10 protein-coding genes and 1 riboswitch are annotated in these 12,615 nt (G+C 65.7%); of the genes, 5 read left to right on the top strand and 5 right to left on the bottom strand.

Translation table 11 applies throughout. The annotated features are described in order from the left end of the window. Nucleotides 1-59: 59 nt before the first annotated feature. Nucleotides 60-761 (bottom strand): N-acetylmuramate alpha-1-phosphate uridylyltransferase MurU, encoded by a 702-nt coding sequence (murU, locus tag F455_RS0101125; RefSeq protein WP_157578609.1) that lies wholly within the window; start codon nucleotides 759-761, stop codon nucleotides 60-62. Next, nucleotides 761-1,783 (bottom strand): aminoglycoside phosphotransferase family protein, encoded by a 1,023-nt coding sequence (locus tag F455_RS0101120; protein WP_018971411.1) that lies wholly within the window; start codon nucleotides 1,781-1,783, stop codon nucleotides 761-763. Before F455_RS0101120 ends, murU begins: the two co-directional genes overlap by 1 nt. Nucleotides 1,784-1,931: 148 nt before the next feature. On the opposite strand from F455_RS0101120, the gene F455_RS0101115 reads away from it, so the two are divergent. From F455_RS0101115 to F455_RS19290, 5 genes are all read left to right on the top strand, one after another. Beyond that, the gene (locus F455_RS0101115) at nucleotides 1,932-2,882 is read left to right on the top strand and encodes a transporter (RefSeq protein WP_018971410.1); all 951 of its coding nucleotides are present in this window, start codon (nucleotides 1,932-1,934) and stop codon (nucleotides 2,880-2,882) included. A 219-nt stretch (nucleotides 2,883-3,101) separates the two neighbouring features. Continuing rightward, the gene (locus F455_RS0101110) at nucleotides 3,102-3,425 is read left to right on the top strand and encodes a hypothetical protein (protein ID WP_018971409.1); all 324 of its coding nucleotides are present in this window, start codon (nucleotides 3,102-3,104) and stop codon (nucleotides 3,423-3,425) included. Between the two features lie 66 nt (nucleotides 3,426-3,491). Beyond that, on the top strand, nucleotides 3,492-3,887 hold the full coding sequence (locus F455_RS0101105) for a phage holin family protein (RefSeq protein WP_018971408.1): 396 nt from the start codon (nucleotides 3,492-3,494) through the stop codon (nucleotides 3,885-3,887). Then, a complete protein-coding gene (locus F455_RS0101100; RefSeq protein WP_018971407.1) occupies nucleotides 3,884-4,363 on the top strand; it encodes a hypothetical protein in 480 nt (159 codons plus the stop codon). Before F455_RS0101105 ends, F455_RS0101100 begins: the two co-directional genes overlap by 4 nt. Nucleotides 4,364-4,387: 24 nt before the next feature. Continuing rightward, complete coding sequence (locus F455_RS19290; RefSeq protein WP_083918745.1) at nucleotides 4,388-6,274, top strand: AI-2E family transporter; 1,887 nt, start codon at nucleotides 4,388-4,390, stop codon at nucleotides 6,272-6,274. A 20-nt stretch (nucleotides 6,275-6,294) separates the two neighbouring features. Here F455_RS19290 and metE read toward each other — a convergent pair whose 3' ends face one another. The 3 genes from metE to F455_RS0101080 form a co-directional block, all read right to left on the bottom strand. Continuing rightward, nucleotides 6,295-8,568 (bottom strand): 5-methyltetrahydropteroyltriglutamate--homocysteine S-methyltransferase, encoded by a 2,274-nt coding sequence (gene metE, locus F455_RS0101090; RefSeq protein WP_018971405.1) that lies wholly within the window; start codon nucleotides 8,566-8,568, stop codon nucleotides 6,295-6,297. A 224-nt stretch (nucleotides 8,569-8,792) separates the two neighbouring features. Beyond that, a riboswitch (cobalamin riboswitch) is annotated at nucleotides 8,793-9,002 on the bottom strand. A 32-nt stretch (nucleotides 9,003-9,034) separates the two neighbouring features. Next, entirely contained in the window at nucleotides 9,035-10,045 is a 1,011-nt protein-coding gene (locus tag F455_RS0101085) for a ribonucleotide-diphosphate reductase subunit beta (RefSeq protein ID WP_018971404.1), read from the bottom strand. Continuing rightward, the gene (locus F455_RS0101080) at nucleotides 10,042-12,372 is read right to left on the bottom strand and encodes a ribonucleoside-diphosphate reductase subunit alpha (RefSeq protein WP_245539968.1); all 2,331 of its coding nucleotides are present in this window, start codon (nucleotides 12,370-12,372) and stop codon (nucleotides 10,042-10,044) included. Before F455_RS0101080 ends, F455_RS0101085 begins: the two co-directional genes overlap by 4 nt. Between the last annotated feature and the right edge of the window lie 243 nt (nucleotides 12,373-12,615).

The following is a 12,615-nucleotide window of genomic DNA, read 5'->3' as shown; positions in this document are numbered from 1 at the left end:
TTGGTCCGGGTCGAGCGCACCACCGCACACCGCGATGCGGTCCGCGTGGATTGCAGGTACTACCCGACCTGCGGGTTCTGCTGCACGACGCCCTGCTCCCCCAGGATGTCGGCTTCGAGCGTCGCCAGCCGTTGCGCCGTACCGATGTCGGCCCACACGCCGCGGTGATGCTCGCCCGAGATTCTTGCCGCTCGCATCGCCTCGCGCAAGAGGGGCGCGAGCGGAAATCTTCCGGGCGCGTGCGCGGCGATGAGTTCGGGCCGGTAAACGCCGATGCCGGCGAACGTGAGCCGCGGCGTTTCCTCGTCGTATAGCCAACCGCCGCGCAGCACGAAATCTCCGCGCGGATGCTGCGGCGGATTGTCGACCAGGACGAGATGCGCCAGCCCGGATGGATTTTGCGGCAAAGTGGAAAAATCCAGATTGGTAAAAATATCCCCGTTCACGGCGATGAACGGGGCGGCCCCGAGCAAGGGCAGTGCATGGCGCATGCCGCCGCCGGTTTCGAGCGGCGTCGGGCCTTCGTACGAATAGCGGATGCGCAAATTCCAGCGCGAGCCGTCGCCGAGCGCGGCCGGAAACTGCTCGGCGAGATGCGAGGTATTGATGACGACCTCGCGCACGCCCGCGCGTGCGAGGCTTTCGAGGTGGTATTCGATCAGGCGCTTGCCGGCGACTTTGAGCAACGGCTTCGCCGTCGCGTCGGTGAGCGGACGCATGCGCTCGCCGCGGCCGGCGGCGAAGATCAGGGCGCGCTCGATCACGCAGGCTGCTCCCGCGCGCGCGGGCGCGTGATGTCGCGGTCGCCGACGGCGCGTTCGATCAGCGCGGCGAATGTGGCAAGCTCGCGATAGCCGCGCGCGACATCGAGCACGTAGCGCAGGGTCTGCGGCAGATCGTTGAGATAGCCGGGCTTGCCGTCGCGATAGTTGAGTCGGCAGAACTGGCCGAGCAGGCGTGTGTGTCGCTGCAGTCCGATAAGGTCGAACCAGCGCCGGAACGTGGCCGCATCGGCATCGATGACCGCGGCTGTGCGCAGGCGCTGGTGGTATTCGCGCATCCACACGTCGACGCGCTCGCGCGGCCAGGCGATATAGCAATCGCGCAGCAGCGAGGCGAGGTCATAGGCGATCGGGCCGTGCAGTGCGCCTTGGAAATCGATTATCCCCGGGTTGCCGCGCGTCGCGATCATCAGGTTGCGGCTGTGGAAGTCGCGATGCACGAACACCTGCGGCTGTGCGCGCGCATTGGCGACGAGCATGGCGAATGCCGCCTCGATCGTGGCGCGATCCTCGCTGTCGGGCACGAAACCGAGGTGCCGTTCGAACAGCCAGATCGGCAGATTTTCCATTCCGGTACGGAGCAGGGCTTCGTCGAATGCAGGCAGGCCCGCCGGCGACACGCGCGTCTGCATCGTCAGCAGCGCATCGAGTGCGTCGCCGTAGAGCGCGTCCGCGCTGGCCGCGTTCAACTCAGGCAGGTAGGTGCGGTTGCCGAGGTCTTCCATGAGGATGAAGCCGCGTGCGTGGTCGACCGCGAACACTTGCGGCGTGTGCAGGCCCGCATCATGCAAGCGCGCGCCGATGTCGAGCCACGGTGCGATGTCTTCCTTGTCCGGCGGCGCGTCCATGACGACACGCGTTTCGCCGCCGATGTCGACGCGCCAGTAGCTGCGGAAGCTCGCGTCGGCCGAGGCGGGGGCCAGAGTGAAGCCATCTTGCGGAAAATGCGCGGCGACGAAAGCCTGCAGTTCGCTGCGTCGGGACGATTGCGGATCGGTCATGCGCGGCAGTGTAGCGGCTGCGGTCGCGGCGATGCACGGGCCCGCGACATATGCGGAATTGGCCCCGTCGATTTGCTGCGCAGTGACCCTGTCGTGTCGACAGGTCAACGGCCAGCATAGGCGCACTTTGGCGGGGGAGAGCTCGATCGTGGCGTTCGTATCGACAGTCGTTCGTGCCGCGGGATTTTTGGCGCTGCTGGCCTGCGCGCTCGCCGATGCCGCAGAGCCGTCGGCGCGCCAGTCGCTGGACGAAGCCTGGTGGACCGGTCCGATGCTGGCGCCGTCGGCCGGCGCGCTGCCGCAGGGACATTGGCTGGTCGAACCGTATCTATATGACGTGATGGCGCCACACTCCGACGGCTTCGGCTCGCTGACCTACATCAACTACGGACTCACCGATCGCCTGACCATCGGCATGATCCCGACTTTCGGCTACAACCGCATCGACGGCGGTGCCGGTTCTTCGCATGTCGGCATCGGCGACGTCAGCGTGCAGGCGCAATGGAGCGTCACCCGCTTCGACGCCGACAGCGGCCTGCCGGCGATGGCGTTCAACGTGCAGCAGTCGTTGCCGACCGGCAAATTCGACCACCTCGGCAACCATCTCGGCGACGGCTTCGGCAGCGGCGCGCAGACGACTACGCTGGGCTGGTACATGCAGACCTATTACTGGATGCCGAACGGGCGCATCCTGCGCACGCGTCTGAATTTTTCCTGGGCCTTCTCGCGCGATGCGAACATCGAGGACGCCAGCGTCTACGGCACGGAGCGGGGCTTCCGCGGTACGGCGAGCCCGGGCGACGTCGGCAGCGTCGATCTTGCCTTCGAATACAGCTTGACCCAAAACTGGGTGCTCGCGGCCGACGTCGTCTATCGCCATGCCGCGAGCACGCGCATCGTCGGCCGCTCCACGCCTGACGCAGCGGCGGATGACGTGCGCGTCGACACTGGGCCGCACGCGTCGTTCGCACTCGCCCCCGCGGTCGAATACAACTGGGACGCGAATATCGGCCTGTTGCTCGGAGTACGCGTGATTCCGCGCACGAGCACGGCGCCGGCCTCGGTGACGCCGGCGCTGGCGCTCAACATGGTGTTCTGAAGCGGCGGGGAATCCGCACGTTGGTGCCATCCGGATGGGTCGCTACCTGAACGACTGAACCCGCTGCACTAGGAATAGACGCCCGCTTTTTGCGACTATCGGTATGTGGGTGACCCGTAAGTGCCGGCAGCCGTCGGGAAACGGGTCGCCCCATCGCGATTGGTGCGGCTGCGGCGGAACAGAAAGCCCGCGTGCCCATCGCCTGAAAGGAGGTGGCTCATGTCTCCAGATATTTCCGACGATAGCTTCGAGGATCGCTCGAGCGAACCACCTGCCGACGCGAAAACAGCAGACGCCGAAGCGCCTGTCGCCTCGCGCCGTCGCCCATCCACAGCGCGATCCTCGACCCGCCGACGCGGCAAGGCCGGCGTGAAGATAGAAGAACCGGTGCCGGACGACGCGGGCGAGCGCGTGCGCGAACACGCGGCAGATGCGCTCGCGGCGATGCGCGGGCGCATCGTCGAGCGGCCGTTGCAGGCCGTGCTCGCGGCCGCGGCCGCCGGCGCGCTCGCCGCGCTGCTGCTCGGTGCGACACGGCGATGATCGGTGCTGCCGCCTGGGGTAGCCGCGTAACGTGGCGCTCTATCGCCCAGTTTGGGCATTGAGTCCATGTTGCGCTTCCTGCTCGCACTGGCACGCCATCTCGATCTCGTCGGCGAGCACGCGCTCGGCTACGCGGAACTGGTCCGTGTGGAGTGTGCCGCGTCGCTGCGCTCGTGGCTGTGGCGCGTGGTCGCGTTCGCGCTCGCTGCGCTGTTCGTGCTGATCGGCCTGGTCAGCGCTGCCGTGGTTCTGTCGCTGTGGTCGAACGGTGTCGACGTTGCGAGCTGGCGTGCCTGGGCCGTACCGATTGTGTGCCTGCTCGTCGCGGGCGCGTGCGTCGCGTTCGCGCTGACGCGCAAGCCGCAGCCGATGTCGGAGGTGCTGAACCAGCAGTTGCAGCGCGATCTCGAATTGCTGCGCGCCGCGCGCGGCGCCGACGAGACGCGGGGAGGCGACGCATGAACGAGGACGTTGCCGCCGCGGTACGTTCGCTGGAGGCGAGCCGGTCCGCACTCGCGATCGCACTGGCACGGAAACCACATTTGCGCCGCCATGCCGCAGCGGGCTCGGCGAATGCGGCGCCCGGCGTCTGGGGCGAACTTTGGTCGAGCATCGCCGATGCGACCGGCGAGCATTGGCGCCACGGCAACCTGCGTGTCATGCTGGAACAGGCGCAGCCCGTCGTCGAAGATGCGGTGCAGCAGCGTCCGTGGACCGCGGTAGCAGTCGCCGGGCTGTGCGGTGCGGTTGCCGTATGGGTCGTGTCCACGCGTCGCCGATTGCTCTTTTCCGCCGCGCGGTTGTGGTGGCGCACGGCGGGTACGGCGATTCTCGTTTCGGCGGCGTTCAAGCTGTATGAGCACCATGTTGCAGCAACGGACCGGCCTGCGTCTGCGCCTGCCGACGCGGACGGTGCGGATCCAGCGCAGGAGGCGTGATCGCAGCAGCGAAGGAGGTGCGGCATGGCAATGCAAGGATCGGCGAATCGCGAAGGCGACCGGCGCGAGCGTCTCGGCATGCTGGCCGAGCACTCGCGCACCATGGCCGAAGCAACGCACGGGTTGTGGGCGCTGGCGCTCGCCGTCTCGATTTTCGCGATGCTCTACTTCGGCCGCGAGGTGTTCGTACCGCTCGCACTCTCGGCGCTGTTCGCCTTCATGCTCGAGCCGCTGGTGAATTGGCTGGCGCGCGCGATCGGGCGTACCGCCGCTGCCGTGCTCGTCTTGATCGGCGTGCTCGCCGCGTTGATCGCACTCGGTTTCGTGCTGTCGCGGCAGTTGCACGATCTCGCCGAGCAGTTGCCGGCGTATCGCGGCAATCTCGTGACCAAGATACGCGACGTCGTGCCGGCCGGCAATGGCGTGCTCACCCAGCTCGCCCGCCTGTCGCAGGACCTGCAGAAGACCGCCGAGCAGGCGGCACCTGACAAGGGCGCCGCTCAGGCGCAGGAGAAGGCGCCGCTCGACGTGCGCGTCGTCCAGACCGGCAGAAATACGCCGATCGAGGTCCTGCAGTCCTACGTCGAGCCGCTGATGGGCCCGCTCGGCACCACGTTCCTCGTCATTCTCCTCGTCGTGTTCATGGCGATCAAGGCCGACGATCTGCAGGAGCGCTTCATCCGCCTCGTCGGCAACGGGCGCATCGGCGCGACTGCGCGCGCGATCGACGACGGCACTGCGCGCATCCGCCGCTACCTCGGCATGCAGTTGTTGACCAATCTGATCTACGGCGCCGCGCTCGCGACGGGGCTGCATTTCATCGGCGTGCCGAACGCGATGCTCTGGGGCGGGCTTGCGGCGGTGCTGCGCTTCGTTCCCTACGTCGGGCCGTGGATCGCGGCGATTCCGCCGCTGCTGCTGTCGCTGGCCGTGTCGCCGTCGTGGATGGGACCGCTGACGACGCTGGCGCTGTTCCTCGCGCTCGAACTCGTCACCGGCAACGTGCTCGAACCGTGGCTGTACGGTGCGAGCACGGGCGTATCCTCGTTCGCGCTCGTCGTCGCCGCCGTGTTCTGGACGACGATCTGGGGACCGATCGGGCTGCTGCTGTCGACGCCGCTCACGGTCTGTCTCGTGGTGATGGGGCGACACGTGCCGAGCCTGTCCTTTCTCAACGTGATGCTTGGCGAAGAGGAAGCGCTGTCCCCATCCGAGCAGATGTACCGGCGCCTGCTGCGCCCGCGTTCGTTCGTGCGCGGACGCGAGATGGCGGAGGATTTCGTTGCTGCGCATTCGCTGGCCGAGTTCTACGACCAGGTGCTGTTGCCAGTCGTGCGCGCGTCCGAACGCGATCGCGCCGAGCAGCGCCTCAATGCCGAACAGCGCAAAGCACTCGCACGCTCGCTGCGCGTGCTGGTCGACGAGATCGATGCCGACGAAGATTACGACGGTGCGGCCGCGCCGTCGCCGCGTGCGTATCGCGTGCTCGTGCTGCCCGCACGCGCCGGGCGCGACTTGCTCGCCGCGCTGATGCTTGCCCGTGTGCTGAGGCTGGAACGCTTCGATGTTCGCGTCGCCGCGAACCGTGGCGAAGCACGCGGCGCGCTAGCGCGATTGTGCGAGGAGGCGGCGGATCTCGTCGTCGTTTCGGCGACGCCGCCGACCTTGCTCGCCGATGCAGACCTGATCTGCCGCCAGATCAAGTCGATCGCGCCGGAGCAGAGAGTCATCATCGGCCTCTGGCAAGGCACAAGCGAAGCGACGAAGCAGACGGACGAGGCGGGGAAGATTGCGAGCGTCGAGGCGGTTGTCGTATCGATCGGCGCCGCCGTCGCTCTCTGCGAAGAACGAGCGGACAGCGTGGCGCCGATCGATTCGAACTCGAAACACGCCGGTGTGCCTGACGGGTAACGGCTTGGCTCCCGCGTGGATCAGGCCTCCTGGCGCAATGCCTTCGCCGCGCCGACCATCGCGCTCAGCGCCGCCTTCACCTCGGGCCAGTCGCGCGTCTTCAGTCCGCAGTCGGGATTGATCCAAAGCTGATCGGGCTTGAGCCGCGTGCGGGCCTTGTACAGCAACTCGAGCATGTCGGTCTGTTCGGGCACGTGCGGCGAATGGATGTCGTAGACGCCCGGACCGATGCCGCTCGGATACTGGAACTTCGTGAATGCCTCGAGCAGCTCCATGCGTGAACGCGAGGTTTCGATCGAGATCACATCGGCATCCATTGCCGCGACGGCATCGATGATGTCGTTGAACTCGGCATAGCACATGTGGCTATGGATCTGCGTCTCGTCGCGCGCGCCGGCCGCGGCGATGCGGAAGCAGGCGACCGCCCAGGCGAGGTAGGCATCCCGATCCTTGTGGCGCAACGGCAGACCTTCGCGCAACGCGGGTTCGTCGATCTGGATCACGCGGATGCCGGCCGCCTCGAGGTCGACCACTTCATCGCGCAGCGCCAGCGCGATCTGCTTGCACGTTTCGGCACGCGACTGGTCGTCGCGCACGAACGACCATTGCAGCATCGTCACCGGCCCGGTGAGCATGCCTTTCATCGGCCGCTTCGTCAGCGATTGCGCGTAGCGCGACCAGGCGACTGTCATCGGCCGCGGGCGCGAAACGTCGCCATAGATGATCGGCGGTTTCACGCAGCGCGATCCATAGCTCTGCACCCAACCCTGCTTGGTGAACACAAATCCGTCGAGCTGCTCGCCGAAGTATTCGACCATGTCGTTGCGCTCGAACTCGCCGTGCACGAGCACGTCGATGTCGAGTCCCTCCTGGATGCGTACCGCCTGAGCGGTTTCGTTCTCCAGGAAGGTCTGGTACTCGGACTCGCTGAGCTTGCCCGCGCGATACGCGGCGCGCGCGTGACGCACCTCGGCGGTCTGCGGGAACGAGCCGATCGTCGTCGTCGGATAGACCGGCAGGGCCAGCGTTTGCGCCTGCCTGAGTTTACGCGCCGCGTAATCCGAACCGCGCCGTTGCAATTGCGTCGAGCTCTGTTTCAGGCGTTCGCGCACGCCCGGGTTGACGACGAGCTTCGATGTGCGTCGCGCCTTTTGCAATTCGCGCGAAGCGGCCACCGCGGCGAGCGCGGCGGTGTCGCCTTCTGCCGCGTCGGCCAGCGTGCGCAGCTCGGCGATTTTCTCGCACGCGAAAGCGAGCCAAGGATGTATTTCGAGCGCGCTCTCCATGCCCGCATCGATCGGCACGTGCAGCAGCGAGCACGACGGTGCGAGCTGCAGGCGGTGCGCGCTGACTGCGGCGCGCGCGCGCTTGATCAAGCCGGACGCCGCGTGCAGATCGGCGCGCCAGATGTTGCGTCCATCGACGAGGCCCAACGAAAGCACGCGGTCGTCGGGCAGATGGTCGAGCACGGCGTCGAGCAGGTGCGGCGCACGCACGAGGTCGACGTGCAGGCCGTGCGCCGGCAGCGAGGTCGCCAGCGGCAGGTTCTCGTCGAGCCCGGAGAAGTAGGTTGCGAGCAGCAGCTTCGGCGTACGCGTCTCGGCGAGCGCGGCGTAGGCGTACCGATATGCGTGTTGGGCGGCGTCGCAGAGGTCGAGGGCGAGGAACGGTTCGTCGATCTGCACCCATTCCGCACCGGCGTCGGCGAGCTTGCCGAGCAGGTCCGCGTAGACCGGGACGAGCTTGTCGAGCAGGGCGAGGCGATCGCCGCCGTCGACGGTTTTCGACAGCAGCAGGAACGACACCGGACCGAGCAAGACGGGGCGCGCCTCGTGGCCGAGTGCGCGCGCTTCGAGAAATTCGGCGATCGGTTTGCCGCCACACAGAGCGAATGCCTGATCGCGCGTCAATTCCGGTACGAGATAGTGATAGTTCGTGTCGAACCATTTGGTCATTTCGAGCGCACGCAGGTCGCGTCCGGCTGACTTGTATCCGCGCGCAGTGGCGAAATAGGCGGCAAGTGGATCGGTCTTGGCCAGTTCGAGGTAACCGGACGGCACGGCGCCGAACAGCCAGGCCGTGTCGAGGACGTGGTCGTACAGGGTGAAGTCGTTGACCGGCACGACATCCGCACCGGCTTCGCGCTGCAATTGCCAGTGACGTTGACGCAGCTCGCGCGCGGTGGCGTGCAACGCGTCGGCGTCGATCGCGCCTTTCCAGTAGCTTTCGAGAGCGATCTTCAGTTCGCGCCTGCGGCCGATGCGCGGAAAGCCGAGATTGGTGACTTGTGACATGTGAATTCCTCATGCGTGATGGACACAGAGGAACGAAAGCAGGCGCTATCGCAGAGCAACCGCCGTGAGTCGAGTCACGCAGAAGATCATGCGCAGCGTCGACCCTCGCCCCCGCGGGCGAAACGGAATTCAGCGGGGATCGAAGGCGAGGGCGCATCCGCGCAAGGCGCAGGCAGGCATTCGCCCGAAACCTTCCCGCGAAGTTCCGAGTCGTATCGAACGGCGCAAACCGTTCGGCCAAGGCAGGTCTTCGGGCTCGTGGACACGGGTTCGATGATTCGAGCCCTCCTACTGATCGCCGCTTCCCGGGCCGTAACACCCAGTGCTGTTGACGAATTCGTTTCCACATACCGCTGCGGGGCAGCTCCGGATTTTCGCCGGATTCCCTTTTCAGCCGGAGCGTTACTTCCGGCACCTTCAGCAATTGGCAGTCTAGATGTCTAGACGTCCATCGTCAATGCAGTTTTCAGAACGCGTGGTCGAAGCTGACCTCGCCCTGCACGCCGACCTGGTAGGCGGAGACGCGGCGCTCGAAGAAGTTGGTCAGTTCCTGCACGTCCTGCAGTTCCATGAACGGGAACGGATTCTTCGCGCCGTAGAGCGGCGTGAGGCCGAGCATGGTCAGGCGCTGGTCGGCGACGTATTCGAGATATTGGCGCATCTCCGCCGCCGACAGGCCGACGACGCCGCCGGCCAGCACATCGTCCGCAAACAGCGTTTCGCATTCGACCGCATCCGCGAGCATCGTGCGCACGTCGCTCGCCCATCGTTCGTCGAACAACGCCGGCTGCTCACTTCGTACCGTGCGGATTACCTCGAAGGCGAAGGTCATGTGCGCGGACTCGTCGCGAAACACCCAGTTGGTGCCTGCAGCAAGGCCGGGCAGCAGGCCGCGCGAGCGCAGGAAGTAGACGTAGGCGAACGCGGCGAAGAAGAACAGGCCTTCGATGCATGCGGCAAAACATGTGAGATTGAGCAGGAACTGGCGCTTGTCCGCGTCGCTGTCGATGCGGTCGAGACGCTGGATCGAGTCGATCCAGCGTTGGCAGAACTCAGCCTTGTGCCGGATCGAGGGAATGTTCTCGATCGCGGCGAAGGCCTGCGCGCGGCGCTCGGCCTGCGGGATATAGTTGTCGAGCAGGGTCAGGTAGAACTGCACATGCAGCGCTTCTTCGTAGAGCTGGCGCGACAGGTACATGCGCGCTTCGGGCGCGTTGATGTGCTTGTACAGGTTGAGCACGAGATTGTTGGCGACGATCGAATCGCCGGTCGCGAAGAATGCGACGAGGCGCTCGATCAGGTGCCGTTCGGCCGGGGTCATGCGCTTGTCGAGATGGTTAAGGTCGATCTGAAAGTCGATCTCCTCGACCGTCCAGGTGTTCTTGATCGCGGCGCGGTACATCTCGTAGAACTGCGGATAGCGCATTGGCCGCAGGGTGAGGTTGAAACCGGGATCGAGCAGGTGCGAGGTCGTCATTGGCAGGCCTCGCACAGTTCCGGGTTCTCGAGCGAGCAGACGACGGCATCGCTGTCGGAATAGGTCTTCTTCGGCGTCGCATCGCTCGCCGCCACCGTGGTCTTGGCGATCTTCGTCGCCGGCCGCGAGCGCAAGTAGTACGTTGTCTTCAAGCCTTTCTTCCAAGCGTACATGTACATGCTCGACAACTGGCCGATGTTCGGGTTCTCGATAAACAGGTTCAGCGACTGGCTTTGGTCGACGAAGGCACCGCGCTCGGCGCCCATGTCGATCAACGCGCGCATCGGCAGTTCCCAGACCGTGCGATAGATAACCTTGAGTTCTTCGGGCAGCGCGGCTACCGATTGCACCGAACCTTCGGCGAGCTTGATCGCGTCGCGGATCTCGGTCGTCCACAGTCCCAGGCGCTTGAGTTCCTCGACGAGATAGCGGTTGACCTGGAGGAAATCGCCGGACAGCGTCTCGCGCTTGAACAGGTTCGACAGCTGCGGCTCGATGCACTCATAGCAGCCGGCGATCGAGGCGATCGTCGCGGTCGGCGCGATCGCGATCAGCAGCGAGTTGCGCAGACCGTGTGCCTTGATCTCCTCGCGCAGCGCGTTCCAGCGCACGGTATCGCTAGGCGTCACGTTCCACGCATCGAACTGCAACTCGCCTCGCGAAGCCCGCGTGTCCGCGAACGCGGCGTGTGCGCCGTGCTCGCGCGCGAGTTCGAGCGAGGTGTGCAGCGCGTGGTAATAGATCTCCTCGGAGATGCGCGCCGACAGCGTGCGCGCGGCGGGCGAATCGAACGCCAGGCGCAACTGGAAGAATACGTCCTGCAGGCCCATCAAACCCAAGCCGACCGGCCGCCAGCGCAAGTTCGAGGCGCGCGCGGTCGCGATCGGATAGAAATTCAGATCGATCACGCGGTCGAGCTGGCGCACGGCGATCTGCACCGTGTGTGCGAGCTTGTCGAAATCGAAGGCGCCGTCGATGACGCAGCGCGCGAGATTGATCGAACCGAGATTGCACACCGCGGTTTCTGCGCCGCCGGTGACTTCGATGATCTCGGTGCAGAGATTCGACAGGTGCACGCGGTTTTCGGCCTGCGCGGTCTGGTTGCAGGCGCGGTTGCAGGCGTCCTTGAACGTCATCCAGCCGTTGCCCGTCTGCGCAAGCGTGCGCATCATCTTCGCGTAGAGATCGCGCGCCTTGAGTGTTTTCTTCGCCAGGCCGCGCGCTTCGGCTTGCACGTAGGCCTGCTCGAATGCGGCACCCCAGAGATCGGGGAAGTCGGGCACGTCCGCGGGATCGAACAGCGACCACGCGCCGTCTTCGTCGACGCGGCGCATGAACAGGTCCGGCACCCAGTTGGCGAGATTGAGATGATGCGTGCGCCGCGCCTCGTCGCCGGTGTTCTCGCGCAGTTCGAGGAAGGACTCGACGTCGGCGTGCCACGATTCGAGATACACGCAGGCCGCGCCCTTGCGCTTGCCGCCCTGGTTGACCGCGGCGACCGAGGAGTCGAGCGTCTTCAGCCACGGCACGATGCCGTTGCTCAGGCCGTTGGTCGAACGGATGAGCGAGCCCTCCGCGCGCACGCGATGCCATGCCACGCCGATGCCGCCGGAGAATTTCGACAGCTGCGCGATGTCTTTGTATTTCTCATAGATCGCGTCGAGCGAGTCGGCCGGCGAGTCGAGCAGGAAACAGCTCGACAATTGCTCGTGGCGCGTACCGGCATTGAACAGCGTCGGCGAACTCGGCACGTAGTCGAGTGTGGCGAACAGGCGGTAAAGTTCGATCGCATCGCTCGTCGTCTGCGTCAGCGCGCAGGCGATGCGCATCCAGAAATGCTGTGGCGTTTCGATGACCTGACGCTTGTGCGGATGCTTGAGCAGGTAGCGGTCGTAGAGCGTGCGCAGGCCGAAATACTCGAAGCGCGCATTGTGGCTCGCATCGATCGCATCGTTGAGCTTGCGCGCGTGGGTTTCGACGAAGGCGAGCACGCGTTCGTTGATCAGGCCCAGGTCGAAGCCGAGGCGGATCGACTGTGAGAACGAGTAGACGCCGAGTACCTGGACTTCCTTGTCGACATAGCCGGCAAGCAGGCGCGCGGCGAGTTGCGAGTATTCGGGCTCCTCGGCGATCAGCGAGGCGGCGGTGCGGATCGACAGCTCGTCGAGCTCGCGCGTCGAGGCGCCGTCGTAGAGGCCGGTGATCGTCTTCACCGCGACGCGCATCGGATCGACGTCGCGCAGACCATCGCCGCAGCGTGTCACCGCGCGCACGATCTTGTTGAGATCGACCGGTTCGCTCGCACCCGAGCGCTTGGTCACGCGCATCGCCGCGGGTGCGTTGTGCGGCGGGGTCAGGGCGAAACCGGTTTGGTTCGGCGGAGCGGCGAGGGCGGTGGCGGCCGACAACAACGGCGTTGTCGCGGGCGCGAGGGTTTCTACGTGGGACATGGGTGCCTCTCCTTGTCGGTGTTACGAAAGGAAGCGAGGCAGGCGATGCGGGAACCGGAACAGGCCGCAACCGCCGGCCTTCGCTCCCGCGAGCGAGCACAGAACTTGGTGGGAGAGACG

The organism is Rudaea cellulosilytica DSM 22992 (genome assembly GCF_000378125.1).
GTDB classification, from domain to species: domain Bacteria; phylum Pseudomonadota; class Gammaproteobacteria; order Xanthomonadales; family Rhodanobacteraceae; genus Rudaea; species Rudaea cellulosilytica.
Note: the sequence above shows the minus strand (reverse complement) of the source record. Positions and strands in the feature narration are given on the sequence as shown.

What these genes read in the sequence shown, in the direction of transcription:
- F455_RS0101120 (WP_018971411.1), bottom strand. Translation starts at nt 1,783, where the DNA reads ATGACCGATCCGCAATCGTCCCGACGCAGCGAACTGCAGGCTTTCGTC.
- F455_RS0101110 (WP_018971409.1), top strand. Translation starts at nt 3,102, where the DNA reads ATGTCTCCAGATATTTCCGACGATAGCTTCGAGGATCGCTCGAGCGAA.
- F455_RS0101105 (WP_018971408.1), top strand. Translation starts at nt 3,492, where the DNA reads ATGTTGCGCTTCCTGCTCGCACTGGCACGCCATCTCGATCTCGTCGGC.
- F455_RS0101100 (WP_018971407.1), top strand. Translation starts at nt 3,884, where the DNA reads ATGAACGAGGACGTTGCCGCCGCGGTACGTTCGCTGGAGGCGAGCCGG.
- F455_RS19290 (WP_083918745.1), top strand. Translation starts at nt 4,388, where the DNA reads ATGGCAATGCAAGGATCGGCGAATCGCGAAGGCGACCGGCGCGAGCGT.
- metE (WP_018971405.1), bottom strand. Translation starts at nt 8,568, where the DNA reads ATGTCACAAGTCACCAATCTCGGCTTTCCGCGCATCGGCCGCAGGCGC.
- F455_RS0101085 (WP_018971404.1), bottom strand. Translation starts at nt 10,045, where the DNA reads ATGACGACCTCGCACCTGCTCGATCCCGGTTTCAACCTCACCCTGCGG.
- F455_RS0101080 (WP_245539968.1), bottom strand. Translation starts at nt 12,372, where the DNA reads ATGCGCGTGACCAAGCGCTCGGGTGCGAGCGAACCGGTCGATCTCAAC.